This window comes from Mycobacterium neglectum, from assembly GCF_002591975.1.
GTDB lineage: Bacteria > Actinomycetota > Actinomycetes > Mycobacteriales > Mycobacteriaceae > Mycobacterium > Mycobacterium neglectum.
Genome location: NZ_NVQE01000033.1, coordinates 15,786 through 30,836, shown reverse-complemented (window position 1 = coordinate 30,836; position 15,051 = coordinate 15,786). Strand labels below are relative to the sequence as shown.

15 protein-coding genes and 1 pseudogene are annotated in these 15,051 nt (G+C 65.8%); 12 read left to right on the top strand and 4 right to left on the bottom strand.

Annotated features, from left to right (window positions below):
• The first annotated feature begins 151 nt into the window (after nt 1-151).
• The 4 genes from infC to CSQ99_RS22270 are packed head-to-tail and all read left to right on the top strand — an operon-like array spanning nt 152 to nt 2,178.
• Nucleotides 152-760 (top strand): translation initiation factor IF-3, encoded by a 609-nt coding sequence (gene infC / locus CSQ99_RS22285; RefSeq protein ID WP_176561154.1) that lies wholly within the window; start codon nt 152-154, stop codon nt 758-760.
• A gap of 11 nt (nt 761-771) precedes the next feature.
• The gene (gene rpmI / locus CSQ99_RS22280; protein WP_099041179.1) at nt 772-966 is read left to right on the top strand and encodes a 50S ribosomal protein L35; all 195 of its coding nucleotides are present in this window, start codon (nt 772-774) and stop codon (nt 964-966) included.
• Nucleotides 967-1,021: 55 nt separating this feature from the next.
• Complete coding sequence (rplT, locus tag CSQ99_RS22275) at nt 1,022-1,411, top strand: 50S ribosomal protein L20 (protein ID WP_099041178.1); 390 nt, start codon at nt 1,022-1,024, stop codon at nt 1,409-1,411.
• A 23-nt stretch (nt 1,412-1,434) separates the two neighbouring features.
• On the top strand, nt 1,435-2,178 hold the full coding sequence (locus CSQ99_RS22270) for a TrmH family RNA methyltransferase (RefSeq protein ID WP_099041177.1): 744 nt from the start codon (nt 1,435-1,437) through the stop codon (nt 2,176-2,178).
• On the opposite strand, the gene CSQ99_RS22265 is transcribed toward CSQ99_RS22270, so the two are convergent.
• Complete coding sequence (locus CSQ99_RS22265) at nt 2,175-2,954, bottom strand: SDR family NAD(P)-dependent oxidoreductase (RefSeq protein WP_099041176.1); 780 nt, start codon at nt 2,952-2,954, stop codon at nt 2,175-2,177. The two genes, CSQ99_RS22270 and CSQ99_RS22265, sit on opposite strands and share 4 nt — an antisense overlap.
• Nucleotides 2,955-3,084: 130 nt before the next feature.
• Between CSQ99_RS22265 and CSQ99_RS22260 the strand changes: the two genes are divergently transcribed.
• On the top strand, nt 3,085-3,417 hold the full coding sequence (locus CSQ99_RS22260) for a hypothetical protein (RefSeq protein WP_099041175.1): 333 nt from the start codon (nt 3,085-3,087) through the stop codon (nt 3,415-3,417).
• On the opposite strand, the gene CSQ99_RS22255 is transcribed toward CSQ99_RS22260, so the two are convergent.
• Nucleotides 3,414-4,661: an acyl-CoA dehydrogenase family protein gene (locus tag CSQ99_RS22255; protein WP_099041174.1), complete on the bottom strand. Its 1,248-nt coding sequence runs from the start codon at nt 4,659-4,661 to the stop codon at nt 3,414-3,416. The genes CSQ99_RS22260 and CSQ99_RS22255 overlap by 4 nt on opposite strands.
• 5 nt (nt 4,662-4,666) lie before the next feature.
• A pseudogene (locus tag CSQ99_RS22250) lies at nt 4,667-5,727 on the bottom strand (oxygenase MpaB family protein).
• A 172-nt stretch (nt 5,728-5,899) separates the two neighbouring features.
• Here CSQ99_RS22250 and CSQ99_RS22245 point away from each other — a divergent pair.
• The 4 genes from CSQ99_RS22245 to CSQ99_RS22230 are packed head-to-tail and all read left to right on the top strand — an operon-like array spanning nt 5,900 to nt 11,249.
• Nucleotides 5,900-6,772, top strand: coding sequence for an adenylate/guanylate cyclase domain-containing protein (locus CSQ99_RS22245; protein WP_099041173.1), 873 nt, complete (start codon nt 5,900-5,902; stop codon nt 6,770-6,772).
• A 27-nt stretch (nt 6,773-6,799) separates the two neighbouring features.
• Complete coding sequence (gene pheS, locus CSQ99_RS22240) at nt 6,800-7,873, top strand: phenylalanine--tRNA ligase subunit alpha (RefSeq protein ID WP_099041172.1); 1,074 nt, start codon at nt 6,800-6,802, stop codon at nt 7,871-7,873.
• Nucleotides 7,873-10,359, top strand: a complete 2,487-nt coding sequence (gene pheT / locus CSQ99_RS22235; protein WP_099041171.1) for a phenylalanine--tRNA ligase subunit beta — start codon at nt 7,873-7,875, stop codon at nt 10,357-10,359. The genes pheS and pheT overlap by 1 nt, the downstream gene beginning before the upstream one ends.
• Nucleotides 10,356-11,249 carry a hypothetical protein gene (locus tag CSQ99_RS22230; RefSeq protein WP_141562714.1) on the top strand — a complete coding sequence of 298 codons (894 nt, stop codon included), beginning with the start codon at nt 10,356-10,358 and terminating at the stop codon, nt 11,247-11,249. The genes pheT and CSQ99_RS22230 overlap by 4 nt, the downstream gene beginning before the upstream one ends.
• 36 nt (nt 11,250-11,285) lie before the next feature.
• Here CSQ99_RS22230 and CSQ99_RS22225 read toward each other — a convergent pair whose 3' ends face one another.
• Nucleotides 11,286-11,852: a DUF6512 family protein gene (locus CSQ99_RS22225; protein ID WP_099041169.1), complete on the bottom strand. Its 567-nt coding sequence runs from the start codon at nt 11,850-11,852 to the stop codon at nt 11,286-11,288.
• A gap of 69 nt (nt 11,853-11,921) precedes the next feature.
• Between CSQ99_RS22225 and argC the strand changes: the two genes are divergently transcribed.
• The 3 genes from argC to argB are packed head-to-tail and all read left to right on the top strand — an operon-like array spanning nt 11,922 to nt 15,036.
• Entirely contained in the window at nt 11,922-12,956 is a 1,035-nt protein-coding gene (argC, locus tag CSQ99_RS22220; protein ID WP_099041168.1) for an N-acetyl-gamma-glutamyl-phosphate reductase, read from the top strand.
• Nucleotides 12,953-14,167, top strand: a complete 1,215-nt coding sequence (gene argJ, locus CSQ99_RS22215; RefSeq protein WP_099041167.1) for a bifunctional glutamate N-acetyltransferase/amino-acid acetyltransferase ArgJ — start codon at nt 12,953-12,955, stop codon at nt 14,165-14,167. Before argC ends, argJ begins: the two co-directional genes overlap by 4 nt.
• Nucleotides 14,164-15,036: an acetylglutamate kinase gene (gene argB, locus CSQ99_RS22210; protein ID WP_099041166.1), complete on the top strand. Its 873-nt coding sequence runs from the start codon at nt 14,164-14,166 to the stop codon at nt 15,034-15,036. Before argJ ends, argB begins: the two co-directional genes overlap by 4 nt.
• Nucleotides 15,037-15,051: the final 15 nt, after the last annotated feature.

Sequence of the window (15,051 nt, the reverse complement as noted above, 5' to 3'; positions counted from 1 at the left end):
TCCCACCGCTGACCATACCGGTCCAGCGGTCCGGTCACAGGCATCCGATGCCTGTCCTGGTCGGCTATGGGCCCTGCTTTGAGCAGGGCTTTTCTGTTCCTTGAACAGAGGCTGATGGGTGGGGTTCCTAGACGACAACATAGGAGGCCCCATCAGCACTGAGACCCGCGTCAACGAGCGCATTCGCGTACCTGAAGTCCGTCTGATCGGACCGGGCGGCGAGCAAGTAGGCATTGTGCGCATCGAAGACGCTCTCCGCGTCGCCGCGGATGCCGATCTCGACCTTGTCGAAGTAGCCCCAGACGCCAAACCCCCGGTTTGCAAGATCATGGACTACGGCAAGTTCAAATACGAGACGGCGCAGAAGGCGCGCGAGTCTCGCAAGAACCAGCAGCAGACCGTCGTCAAGGAACAGAAGCTCCGACCCAAGATCGACCCGCACGACTACGAGACCAAAAAGGGCCACGTCGTCCGCTTCCTGCAAGCAGGGTCGAAGGTCAAGGTGACCATCATGTTCCGCGGACGCGAGCAGTCGAGGCCCGAGCTGGGCTATCGACTCCTGCAGCGGCTGGGCGCCGACGTCGCCGATTACGGCTTCGTCGAGACGTCGGCCAAGCAGGACGGTCGCAACATGACGATGGTGCTGGCACCGCACCGCGGCGCGAAGACTCGTGCCAAGGCGGCGCACGATGCCGACGCTCCGGCCGCGCAACGCGCGCAGCCCGCCGAGAGCGCACCGACCGAAACACCACAGAACTGAACTGAGGACACATGCCAAAGGCGAAGACCCATAGCGGCGCTTCCAAGCGGTTCCGGGCCACCGGGACCGGAAAGATCGTGCGCCAGAAGGCCAACAAGCGGCACTTGCTCGAGCACAAGCCGAGCAAGCGCACCCGTCGGCTGGACGGCCGCACCGAGGTGGCGGCCAACGACGTCAAGCGCGTCAAGAAACTGCTGAACGGCTGACAGCCCCAGACCCCGGTCCGGACCTGAACGGACCTGAACGAAGAGGAATACCCCCATGGCACGCGTGAAGCGCGCAGTGAATGCGCAAAAGAAGCGGCGCACAGTACTCAAAGCATCCAAGGGCTACCGCGGTCAGCGGTCGCGGCTGTATCGCAAAGCCAAAGAGCAGCAGCTGCATTCGTTGACCTATGCCTACCGCGATCGCAAGGCTCGTAAGGGCGATTTCCGCAAGCTGTGGATCTCGCGGATCAATGCGGCTGGCCGCGCCAACGGCATCACCTACAACCGCCTTATCCAGGGTCTCAAGCTGGCCGGTGTCGAGGTGGATCGCAAGAACCTCGCCGAGATCGCCGTCAGTGACCCCGCCGCGTTCACCGCGTTGGTCGAGGTTGCCAAGGGCGCGTTGCCCAGTGATGTGAACGCACCGTCGGGCGAGGCTGCCTGACGCTCACCGAACGCGCAGACCGGGTGGCAGCAGCGATCAAGCTGCACCGCCACGTCGGACGACGCCGCGCCGCACGCTTTCTCGCCGAGGGGCCCAACCTCGTCGAGGCCGCGTTGCGGCGCGGACTCGTTTCCGAGGTCTTCGTCACCGAAGCCGCGCAGGACCGATTCGGTTCGCTGCTGGCCGGTACACAGGTGCACCTGGTGACTGAGCGTGCCGCAAAGGCATTGTCGGAGACGGTGACTCCGGTTGGCCTGATCGCGGTGTGCTCGGTGCCCGAGACCTCGCTTGACGACGTGCTCGCCGATTCGCCACGGCTGCTTGCGGTCGCGGCGGAGATCTCCGAGCCCGGCAACGCCGGAACCCTGATACGTGTCGCCGATGCGATGGGCGCCGACGCCGTTGTGCTCGTCGGCCACAGTGTCGATCCGTACAACGGCAAGTGCCTGCGCGCCTCGGCGGGAAGCATCTTCTCGATCCCCGTCGTTTCCGAGGTGGATGCCGCTGCGGCGGTTTCGGCGATCAGCGCGGCCGGTCTCGCGGTTCTGGCCACCGCCGTCGACGGCGAAATAATGCTGGACGAAACGGATTTGGCCGTCCCGACGGCATGGCTGTTCGGACCGGAGGCGCACGGCTTGGCGGCCGAACTGGCAGCCGCCGCGACCCATCGGGTGCGGATTCCGATGCCGGGCAACGCCGAAAGCCTCAACGTGGCATCGGCGGCGGCGATTTGCCTATATCAAAGCGCCATGGCGCACCGCGGCTAGTTGGCTTTTAGCAGCTGCTCGGAGATCTGAACCATCAGCTTGCGCGGAGTGATGCGGTATCCGGTGGCAAGCAGAGCGTTCCGCCAACCCGAGACGACGGTCGGAGTGGACTTGTCCAGTGCCGCCAGCGCGGTATCGACCACTTGTTTGGGCGTCTGCCTGCCGTCGGTGAGGAACTCTTCCCCGGTTCGTGAGAAGAACTCCGTCTCGGTGGCGCCCGGGCACAGCGCGAGCACCCGCACCCCCGTCCCCTTGCACTCCTGCCAGAGCGCCTCGGTGAACGACAGCACGAATGCCTTCGTGGCGCCGTAGACCGCCATGCCGGGTGTCGGCTGAAATGCCGCGGTCGACGCGACGTTGATGACCACGCCGCGACCGGCCGCCGTCATGGCGGGCAGATAGCACGCCGTCAGGTCGACCAGGGTGCCGCAGTTCAGCTGGATCTGGGCGGAATTCGCGGCCGCGTCCTGCCCAACGAACTTGCCGTGCAGGCCGACGCCGGCGTTGTTCACGAGAATGTCGATCGTCCTGCCGAGGTCACTGACTTTCGACGCCAGGTCGGGGCCGGACCCCGGTTCGGCGAGATCGGCGGCGATCACGTCGACCGTGAGGTCGGGATGCCGCTCGGTCAGCGTTTTGCGCAGCTCAGCGAGTTTCTCGGCGCGACGTGCGACCAGCACGAGGTTCACCCCGCGCTTCGCGAATTGAACGGCGAACTCCTCGCCGATTCCTCCGCTGGCTCCGGTGATCAGTGCTGTCTGGTTCTTCAGGTCCACGCGATCAGGCTAGTCGGCATACTGACATCCGCCGAGTGGCCAGTTATCTGACGGATCCCGCCCGGAATCGTCGACTAACTGGCCACTCGACGAAAGCTGACATGTCGTACCTCCGTGCCATTCTCTGCCCATGACCGACTCGCTCGAGGTGAGGGGTTCCGACCTTCGGTACCTGCTCACCGCGTACCTGTTCGACCACGGGCCTTCCACCATCGCCGAACTGATCGACGCGCTGACGTACCACGGCTTTCACACCGCGGGAGGTACGTCCAAGGCGGTGTCGGACGCGCTTCGCTGGGAGATCGGCCGCGGTCGGGTGCTCCGGCTTCGGCGCGGCCGTTACTGCCCCGCATCGATGCCGCGCGCGACCGAGCACCGTATCCACCTGCGCGTGCTTGCTCTACACGACCAAGTCGCTGAGATATCCCGCAGAGCCGGGCAACCGGGTGAGCCGGCCGCCTAGTTGCCGTTGAGCAGACCCGCAGCGACGTGGGTGATCTGAATCTCGTTGCTGCCGGCGTAGATCATCAACGACTTGGCGTCGCGGGCCAACTGCTCGACGCGATACTCGGTCATGTATCCGTTGCCGCCGAACACCTGCACGGCCTCCATCGCGACATCGGTGGCGGCCTGCGAGCAATACCATTTGATCGCCGATGCCTCAGACAGCGAGATCGTCTTACCCTTCTCGGCGGACTCGATCACGCGAAACAGGATGTTGCGCACATTCATCCGGGCGACTTCCATGTTCGCCAGCTTCAGCTGGATCAGCTGGAACTGACCGATCTCCTTACCCCACAGCTTTCGGGTCTTCGCATATTCGACGCACAGCCGCAGGCATTCCTCGATGACGCCCAGCGACATTGCCGCAACGCCGATGCGTTCTGCCGAGAAGTTGGACCGCGCGCTGGCGCGCCCGTCGGATGCCGAGTCGGTGGGGTCTCCTTCGGTCTCGCCGAGCAGCCGGTCACGCCCGAGTCGAACGTTGTTGAAGAACAGTTCGCCGGTACGAGAGCTGTGAATTCCCATCTTGCGGAATGGTTTTGACTGAACGAAACCGTCCATGCCGCGATCGAGCACAAACGTCAGCACCTTGCGGTCACGCTTGTCGGCGCCATCGCGTTCGTCGAGCTTGGCGTATACCACCACGACGTCGGCATCGGGGCCGTTGGTGATGAACGTCTTCTGGCCGTTGAGGATGTAGTCGTCACCGTCGCGCACGACATAGGACTTCATGCCGCCGAAAGCATCCGAGCCCGAATCGGGTTCGGTGATCGCCCACGCGCCGATCTTGTCGTAGGTGACCAGATCCGGCAGCCAGCGCTCCTGTTGGGCGAGCGTGCCGCGGCCCATGATGGTCGGCACCGTCAGCCCGAGGCTGACGCCCATGCCTGCGACGATCCCCATATTGACTCGGCACAACTCGCTGACCACGACGTATCCCATGCTGCCCGAACCGCCGAAGCCGCCGCCGGATGGTTCATCCTCGGAGGACGAGGCGCGACCATCGCGCAGGCGGGCGAGCCGCTTGTTGAGGGATTCGCGGGACATCTCGGCGATACCGAACGTCGTGAACAGCTTGCGGATGATGGGGTAGGGCTCCATCTCGCCGCTTTCGAGATCGTCGACATGGGGCCGAATCTCTTTGTCCACGAACTCTCGTACGGCATCGCGCACGGCAAGATCAACGTCTGTCCATTCCAACATGCGCTCTAGGCTGCCTTACCCGGCTTTCCCCCACGACCCCGGGCCGGTCGACGCAACCCCGTCAACGAGAACGTGGTGTGCACCAAAGACCCGGCTCGGTCGAGCAGTGACTTGCGCGGCGGCACATAGTGCATCGGCATGTCGTGGCGATCACGCGGCGGCGCCATGAACGCGGGCGCCTCGACCAACGGCCCGTCCTCGGGGAGCCTGCCCTGTGCCCGGCGGTAGGCGGAAAGCGCACGCGGATGCAGCCTGATCTCTTCGGGCACCGCCACGAATGCCAACTCGACGAGCTTTCCGAAGACCCGCAGTAGAACCTCGTCGCCCGGCGTCCACCGCATTCCGGCCTTCTCGCGCACCGCCGGGTCGAACAAGCCCGCGGCTATCCATCGCTGCGCGCCGACCATCGGCTTGAAGAGCTGATCCCAGATCGGCGTCGGCATCAGCACGAACCACGGCTTGGGGATGCGGATCGTGAAGATGTCGAGCGTCGCGCGGTTGATCTCCAACTCGTCGCGGCACTTCGCGTCCCAGTACTCGCAGAACTCTTCCCAGGTTTCCGGAACCGGACGCATGCTCATGCCGTACATCCGGTACCACTGCACGTGCTCGTCGAACAGTTGGCGCTTCTCGGCATCGGTGAGGCCGCCGCAGAAGTATTCGGCGGTCTTGATGATCAACATGAAGAACGTTGCGTGCGCCCAGTAGAACGTCTCGGGATTCAGTGCGTGGTAGCGCCGGCCTTCGGCGTCAACGCCCTTGATCGTGTTGTGGTAGCTCTTGATCTGCTGACCGGTGTGCGCGGCGCGGTCACCGTCGTAGACGACACCCATGATGGGGTAGACCGAACGCGCGACGCGCTGCAGCGGCTCGCGCAACAGGATCGAGTGATCTTCGACGCCGGCGCCGAGTTCGGGATACATGTTCTGGATCGCCCCGATCCAGACACCGAGCATGCCGGTCGCAGGTCGCCGAAGTACTTCCACGTCAGGGAATCGGGGCCCAGCGGATCGGCGTCCTGGTCGATACGCCGTTTCGCATCGTTCGATGTCGATCTCAGGGTCATTGGTTCCTCGCTCAACCCGCAGTCAGACCATCACGATAGTGTTGACAACGCGCGTTGTCTACGATTTGCCGGGGCGTGGCGGCACAGTGTTATTCAGCCTCCACATGCCCTCCACTCGGCTGTGACCAGCCGGTTTGTCGGCCAGATCAACGCTCAAACTAGGCTTGCGCCTGTGGATGAGGTCGAGTCGATCGACGAACGATCCGGCAGACAGTCATCCGGGCCCGTGTCATGGCTGAAGAGCACTAATCACAGCCCGTCGGTCATCTCTTTCTTGCGCCGCGCACGACGCGCGCTCCCCGGTGATCCCGAGTTCGGCGATCCGCTGTCGGCGTCGGGGGTCGGAGGCCCCAGCGCGGCCGCACGCGCCGCCGATCGACTGCTGGAACGCGAAGCCGCCTCGCGCGAAGTCAGCCTCGGAGCTCTGCAGGTATGGCAGGCGCTGACCGAGCGGGTGTCCGGCAAGCCCGCATACCGGGAGGCGACGATCGTGTTCACCGACCTGGTCGGCTTCTCGTCGTGGTCGCTGAGTGCAGGCGACGATGCCACCCTCAAACTTCTTCGCCGCGTCTCCCAAGTTGTCGAGCCGCCGCTGTTGGAGGCGGGCGGCCAGATCGTCAAGCGCATGGGTGACGGCATCATGGCGGTGTTCTCCCAGCCGACGACGGCGGTGGCGGCCGCGATCAAGGCGCGGGAAGCGGTGAAATCCCTTGACGTGGATGGCTACACGCCGCGCATGCGGGTCGGTATCCACACCGGCAGGCCCCAGCGGATTGGTTCGGACTGGCTGGGCATCGATGTGAATATCGCGGCGCGCGTGATGGGCCGGGCGACCAGGGGCGAGCTGGTGGTGTCCGAGGCGACGTTGGACGGTATCGCCGAAGAAGACTTCGAATTGCTCGGCGTGGAGGCCAAACGGCTTCGCAAGCAGGTCTTTGCCACCAAGCAGGACGGCGTGCCAGCCGATTTCGTGATGTACCGGTTGAAATCTCGCAGGCCGCCGCCGGGTGACGCCGACACCGACGGCCACCCGTCGGGGGAGTAGGCCCGAGCCACGCTTTATGATCGCCGGGTGGCTGATCAGCCAATTGACCTATCCGAAGAAGCGCTGACCGAGGCTGTCAGCGCGGCTCGGCGTGCCTTCGACGCGGCAGATGACCTCGAGTCACTGGCCCGCGCCAAGACCGAGCACCTCGGCGATCGCTCGCCCATCGCGCTCGCTCGACAGGCGCTCGGGTCACTGCCCAAGAGCGATCGCGCCGACGCGGGCAAGCGGGTCAACGTGGTACGCGCCGCGGCGCAGCAGGCCTACGACGAGCGGCTCGCGGTACTGCGCGCCGAACGCGACGCCGAAGTGCTGATCGCCGAGCGAATCGACGTGACGCTGCCGTCGACCCGTCAGCCCGTCGGCGCCCGCCATCCGATCACGATCCTGGCCGAGCATGTCGCCGACACGTTCGTCGCGATGGGCTGGGAGCTCGCCGAGGGACCCGAGGTCGAGACCGAGCAGTTCAACTTCGACGCACTGAACTTCCCGCCGGACCATCCGGCGCGCAGTGAGCAGGACACCTTCTACGTCGCCCCTATGCCGTCTCCCGACGCTTCGCTCGCCCAGGAAGGGTCCCGGCAGGTGTTGCGCACCCACACCTCGCCGGTGCAGATCCGTGCGCTGCTGGAGCGCGACCTCCCCGTCTACATCATTTCGATCGGCCGCACCTTCCGCACCGACGAACTGGACTCCACCCACACCCCGGTCTTCCATCAGGTGGAGGGGCTGGCCGTCGACAAGGGCCTGACCATGGCCCACCTGCGCGGAACTCTGGACGCGTTCGCCCGCTCCGAATTCGGGCCGGCGGGTCGCACCCGATTCCGTCCGCACTTTTTCCCGTTCACCGAACCCTCGGCCGAGGTCGATATCTGGTTCGAGAACAAGAAGGGCGGCCCGGGCTGGGTCGAATGGGGTGGCTGCGGAATGGTGAACCCGAATGTGTTGCGCGCGTGCGGTATCGATCCCGAGGTGTACTCCGGGTTTGCGTTTGGAATGGGATTGGAGCGCACTCTGCAGTTCCGCAACGGCATTCCCGACATGCGCGACATGGTCGAGGGCGATGTCCGGTTCTCGCTGCCGTTCGGGGTGGGAGCCTGATGCGCCTGCCCTACAGCTGGCTGCGCGAAGTCGTTCAGGCCGGTGCTCCGGGCTGGGAACCCTCAGCCGATGAACTCGAGCAGACCCTGATCCGCATCGGTCACGAGGTCGAAGAAGTCATCCCCGTCGGACCCGTCACCGGCCCCCTGAGCGTCGGCCGGGTTGCCGAGATCGAGGAGCTGACCGAGTTCAAGAAGCCCATCCGCGCGGTCAAGGTCGATGTCGGGGAACCCGAGCTCCGTGACATCGTCTGCGGAGCAACCAACTTCGCTGTCGGTGACCTTGTCGTGGTGGCGCTGCCCGGTTCGGTGCTGCCGGGCGACTTCGCCATCGCCACGCGCAAGACATATGGCCGCACCAGCGACGGCATGATCTGTTCGACCGCGGAACTCAACCTCGGCACCGACCATTCCGGCATCCTGGTGCTGCCGCCGGGGACCGCGGAACCGGGTACGCCTGCCGCCGAGTTGCTCGGCCTCGACGACATCGTGTTCAACCTGGCGATCACGCCGGACCGCGGCTACTGCCTCTCGGTGCGCGGCATGGCCCGCGAGATCGCCAACGCGTATGACCTCGACTACGTCGACCCCGCCGACGTCGCGCCCTTGCCCGCCGAGGGCGAGGCACTCCCGGTGGCGATCGATCCCGGCACCGGGGTCCTGCGCTTCGGGCTGCGTCCCGTCACCGGCATCGATCCAAAAGCGGTGTCGCCGTGGTGGTTGCAACGCCGGTTGCTGCTGTCGGGCATCCGGGCCATCTCACCGGCCGTCGACGTGACCAACTACGTGATGCTGGAGATCGGGCATCCGATGCACGCACACGATCGCAGCCTGATCACCGGCGGCTTCCGGGTGCGGTTCGCCGAACCAGGGGAGACCGTGGTCACCCTCGACGACATCGAGCGCCGCCTCGATCCAGCCGATGTCCTCATTGTCGACGACGTCGCCACCGCGGCGATCGGTGGTGTGATGGGCGCGGGCACCACCGAGGTTCGCGACAGTACCACCGATGTGTTGCTCGAGGCCGCGGTCTGGGATCCCGCTGCCGTATCGCGCACGCAGCGGCGCCTGCATCTGGCCAGCGAGGCGGGCCGCCGCTACGAACGTACCGTCGATCCGGCGATATCCGTCGCGGCGCTCGATCGCTGCAGCGCGCTCTTGGCTGAGATTGCCGGCGGTACAGTAGAACCCACGCTGACGGACTGGCGCGGCGATCCGCCCCGCGATGACTGGTCGCACGCACCGGTCAGCATGGCGATCGATCTGCCCGATCGGACGGCAGGCGTCGACTACGCGAAGGGCACCACCGAGAAACGCCTCACCCAGATCGGCGCCGACGTCGTCGTGACCGACGGTCAGGTGAGCGCGACGCCGCCGAGTTGGCGCCCCGACCTTCGTCAACCCGCGGATCTCGTCGAAGAGGTATTGCGACTCGAAGGTCTCGAGGTCATCCCATCGGTACTGCCGCTCGCCCCTCCAGGCCGCGGCCTGAGCCCGACGCAGAAGCGGCGGCGCGCGGTCGGAAAGTCCCTGGCGCTCAACGGCTACGTGGAGATCCTGCCAACGCCGTTCCTGCCCGCGGGGGTCTTCGACCAGTGGGGGCTGCCGGCCGACGACGAGCGGCGATCCACGACGACCGTGATGAATCCGTTGGAGGCCGACCGGCCCCAACTGGCCACCACGCTGCTGCCGGGACTGCTGGAAGCCTTGGGGCGCAACGTGTCCCGCGGAGCCGTCGACACCGCGTTGTTCGCGATCGCCCAAGTGGTCGAGCCGACGACGGAAACCCGCGCGGTGGAACGCATTCCGACCGACCGGCGGCCCACCACAGATGAGATCGCGACGCTCGATGCGTCGCTGCCGCATCAGCCGCAGCATGTCGGCGCGGTACTGACCGGTCTGGCGGAACCCGCGGGCCCGTGGGGTAGGGGCAGGCCCGTCCAAGCGAGCGACGCATTCGAGGCGGTCCGCGTCATCGGCCGCGCCACAGGTGTTGAGCTGACGCTGCGGCCCGCACAGCACCTGCCGTGGCATCCCGGCCGGTGCGCCGAGGTGGCTGTCGGCGACACCGTCGTCGGACATGCGGGCCAGCTGCACCCCGCCGTCGTCGAGCGCTCCGGTCTGCCCCCGGGCACGTGCGCCGTCGAACTGAACCTCGACGCCATCCCGCTCACCGAGGCGTTTCCCGCGCCCGCGGTGTCGCCTTTCCCCGCGGTGTTCCAGGACATCGCGCTGATCGTCGGCGATGACGTCGCAGCGCAGGACGTGGTCGACGCGGTCCGTGAGGGCGCGGGCGATCTGCTCGAGGACGTGCGGTTGTTCGACGTCTACACCGGGCCGCAGATCGGCGAGGGGCGTAAATCGCTGGCGCTGGCGCTGCGGTTCCGGGCCACCGACCGCACGCTCACCGAGGATGAGGCCAGTGCCGCCCGAGACGCGGCCGTTCAGGCGGCGGCCGATCGCGTTGGGGCCGAGCAGCGGCGTTGACCACTTCGTCCGAGCGGGGAATGACGCCGGCCGACTGGCCTGCCATCCTCGCGGTGTTCGCGATGGTGATCGCCTTCACCTACACCGACGATCTGGTCGAATTTGTCCTGGCGGTCACCGATATAGGCATCGACACAGGCCAGTTGATCGTGGCCGGGCTGGACCTCGTGCTGGTCGCCGCTACCGCGCGGCTCAAATGGCGCATCGCGGCGCGCCGCGACGGTCAACTGTCGTTGCGCAATTTCCTGTCCCAGTTGCTGCGCAGTTGGTGGTTGGTTGGCGCGACGCTCGTGGTCGTACTGCACATGTTCGTGATCGGCCTGTCCGACAATCTCGGCCAGGGGGGCTGGCTTTGGACGAGCCTGCCTGTCTCGCTGTTGTTCGTGGTCGCGATGGGTCTGGTACTCGTATCGACGCTCGACTCCGGTCCGACCTTCGGCGCTGGTGCATGGTCACGGAACGGCTGGATCCTTCCGTTGATCATCGGCACATTCGTCGTGCAGATTGCCTCGGCACTCTGGTACCCGGCTATCTACGCCATCAATTCATGCGACAACCAGATCTCCACCGACTTCTTCGCCCAGATGGTCCAGGTCATCCCAATGCTGCTGATCACACTCGGCATCGAGCTGAGTTTTGTCCGGCGGGCCGGGTCGGTCCGCGACCTCGGCCAACGGGCCGCGCCGATCCTTACCGTGGTAATGCTTTGTGTTGCAGAAGGATTGGCCTTCTCGATGCTTGTCAAGGCTGACGTGACACACTGCAGTCTTGCGTCGGTCTGGCATGAGTACATCGCCTTCGTCGTTGCGGTCCAGGCGACTGCAATCGCGCTCGCAACCCTTGTCTGGTTGCTCTTGACTGAAGCGAAGGAATCCGACGGAGGGGTGTGACCTGCCTGCCGGTGTCGTCGGCCGCCGACCGCACGCTCACCGAGAATGAGGCGAGCGGCGCCCGGAGTCGGACGGCGGCACACCGTAGGTCCCATTGAGCTGGTCCTGAAACAGCGGCAGTCGAGGTGGTGCGAAGGTCAAGAAGGCCAGCGCGATGCCCGGTGCCAACAGCAACACCAGTCCGATTGTGGTGTCGAGGTTGATGCGCCCCACCAGGACGTAACTCAGCAGTTGACCGGCCGCGACTGCGATGACAAAGATGATTCCGTCGGCGACGAGACGACCCGTGTTCGCCGGGTCCGGGGCCGCCCGAACCGTCAGGTAGAAGAGTCCAAACATCAGCGCGGCCGTGACGAGGAAACCCGCAGCGGTGGCCGAAAGCAGGCTCGCAGGCGGATCGAGCAAAGTGAACGCCACCCAGATGTAGAGCATCAACGGCCAATAGGCCATTTTCAGGTGCTCCCAGACACTCTCATTCACCGGCGTGAACACCGCCAAGATCCGACGCCGCCCCGACCAGCCATAGGCGAAGTGCAGAAATGTGCCGGCCAGCACGATGGCTGGAATACTGACCAGCGTCCAGGGGAGCAAGTTGGCGTGCACTCCGCCAAGCGTAGAAGTCGACCGATAATGAGTTTGCAACTGAATGCATAACCATGCAGAATCGCCTGCATGACTTCTGTGGCAGTGGCCGGTGCCAGCGGATACGCCGGCGGAGAGATTCTGCGGTTGCTGCTGGGCCACCCCGCATATACCGACGGACGGCTGACGATCGGCGCGCTCACCGCGGCCGCCAGTGCGGGCACGCTGCTGGGTGAACACCATCCCCATCTGCTGCCGCTGGCCAACCGGGCGCTGGCTGCCACCGATGTCGACACTCTGCAGGGCCACGACGTGGTCTTTCTGGCCCTTCCGCACGGTCATTCCGCGGCCCTCGCCGATCAACTGGGCGCAGACACCGTCATCGTCGACTGCGGTGCCGACTTCCGCCTCACCGACTCGGGCGCATGGGAACGCTTCTACGGGTCGTCACACGCGGGCAGTTGGCCGTACGGGCTGCCCGAGCTGCCGGGTGCGCGCGACCGGCTGCGTGGTGCCACCCGCATCGCCGTCCCCGGCTGCTATCCGACCGCGGCCCTGTTGGCGCTGTGGCCCGCGATCGCCGAAGAGCTCATCGAGCCTGCAGTCACCGTCGTCGCGGTCAGTGGGACGTCTGGCGCCGGACGCGCTGCGAAGACCGACCTGCTCGGCTCGGAGGTCATCGGGTCGGCGCGGGCGTACAACGTCGGCGGCAAGCACCGGCATACTCCTGAGATCGCGCAGGGCTTGAAGGCCGTCACCGACAAGGACGTCACCGTGTCGTTCACCCCGGTGCTGATCCCGACGTCCCGCGGCATCCTGGCCACCTGCACCGCGAGGACCACCGCGCCGCTGTCGCAGATCCGTGCCGTCTACGAGAAGGCCTATGACGCCGAACCTTTCATTTTTCTGCTACCCGAAGACCAGCTCCCCAAGACCGGCGCGGTGATCGGAAGCAACGCCGCTCAACTCGCGGTCGCCGTCGACGAGGATGCTTCAACCTTCATCGGAATCGCCGCGATCGACAATCTCGTCAAGGGCACCGGCGGGGCAGCGGTGCAGTCGATGAATCTCGCGCTGGGCTGGCCGGAGACCGAAGGGCTCTCGATCGTGGGGGTGGCACCGTGACCGAATCCCATGTCGCCACACGGCTGATCCGCACCCAGGGTGTCACCGCGCCCGCCGGGTTCCGGGCCACCGGAATCGCTGCGGGCATCAAGGCTTCCGGCGCACTCGACCTCGCGCTGGTGTTCAACGAGGGTCCCGACCACGCCGCCGCGGCCGTGTTCACCCGCAACAAGATCAAGGCCGCGCCGGTGTTGTGGTCGCAGCAGGTGCTCACCACCGGACGTCTACGCGCGGTCGTGCTCAACTCCGGCGGTGCCAACGCCTGCACCGGGCCGTTGGGCTTTCAGGACACGCACGCCACCGCAGAGGCCGTCGCCGCGGCGCTGTCCGACTGGGGCACCGAGACCGGGGCGATCGAGGTCGCCGTGTGCTCCACCGGGCTCATCGGTGACCGACTGCCGATGGACAAGGTGCGCTCAGGTGTCACCGAGATCGTCCACGAGATGGCCGGTGGGCTGAGCGGTGGCGAAGAGGCAGCACGGGCCATCATGACCACCGACACCGTGCCGAAACAGGTTGCGCTGCATCACAGTGACAACTGGACGGTGGGTGGCATGGCCAAGGGTGCGGGGATGCTGGCGCCGTCGCTGGCGACCATGTTGTGCGTCATCACCACCGATGCCGTCGCCAGTTCGGATGCCCTGGACCAGGCGCTGCGCAAGGCAGCCGCGATGACATTCGACCGGCTCGATGTCGACGGTAGCTGTTCCACCAACGACACCGTGTTACTGATGGCGTCGGGTGCGAGCGAGATCGCACCGAGCCAAAGCGATCTCGACGATGCGGTGCTGCAGGTCTGCGACGACCTGTGCGCGCAGCTGCAGGCCGACGCCGAGGGCGTCACCAAACGTGTCGTCGTCACGGTGACGGGAGCCGCATCCGAGGAGGACGCGCTCACCGCGGCCCGGGTCGTGGCCCGCGACAGCCTCGTCAAGACCGCGCTGTTCGGCTCCGATCCCAACTGGGGACGCGTGCTGGCCGCGGTGGGTATGGCACCGATCGCGTTGGAACCCGACCGAATCAGCGTGTTGTTCAACGGATCTGCAGTGTTCGTGGACGGCGCCGGCGCATCAGGTGCCCGAGACGTGGATCTGTCCGGCGAGGATATCGACGTCACCATCGACCTGGGTATCGGCAACGACCAGGCGTCGATCCGGACGACCGACCTTTCCCACGCCTACGTCGAAGAGAACTCGGCGTACAGCTCATGACACTCGTGACGCCGCTCAAGGCGCAGGTACTCGCCGCGGCCCTGCCGTGGCTGAAACAGCTGCACGACAAGATCGTGGTGGTGAAGTACGGCGGCAACGCGATGTCCGACGACACCCTCAAGGCCGCGTTCGCCGCCGACATGGTGTTCCTGCGCAACTGCGGTATCCACCCCGTCGTCGTGCACGGCGGCGGCCCGCAGATCAGTGCGATGCTCAAAAGACTCGGCATCGCAGGCGATTTCAAGGGCGGCTTCCGCGTCACGACGCCCGAGGTACTCGACGTGGCCCGGATGGTGCTTTTCGGACAGGTCGGCCGCGAACTGGTCAACCTGATCAACGCGCACGGCCCGTACGCCGTCGGCGTCACGGGAGAGGACGCGCACCTGTTCACCGCCATCCGACGCGACGTGACCGTCGACGGGGTCGCGACCGATATCGGCCTGGTCGGTGACGTCGAGCGCGTGGACGCGGATTCGCTGCTCGATCTCATTGATGCCGGCCGTATCCCGGTGGTATCGACCATCGCACCCGACGTCGACGGTGTGGTGCACAACATCAACGCCGACACCGCGGCGGCCGCGCTGGCGGAGGCGCTGGGCGCTGAGAAGCTGGTGATGCTCACCGATGTGGAAGGTCTCTACACCGATTGGCCGGACCGCAGTTCGTTGGTCAGCGAGATCGACGCCGCCGCACTGACTCAGCTGCTGCCCAAGCTGGAAACCGGCATGGTGCCCAAGATCGAGGCCTGCCTGCGCGCGGTGTCGGGAGGTGTGCCGAGCGCACATGTCATCGACGGACGCGTCGAACACTGTGTATTGGCCGAATTGTTCACTGACGAGGGGACGGGGACGAAGGTGGTCAGCGCATGAGTTCCGGCGGGCAGG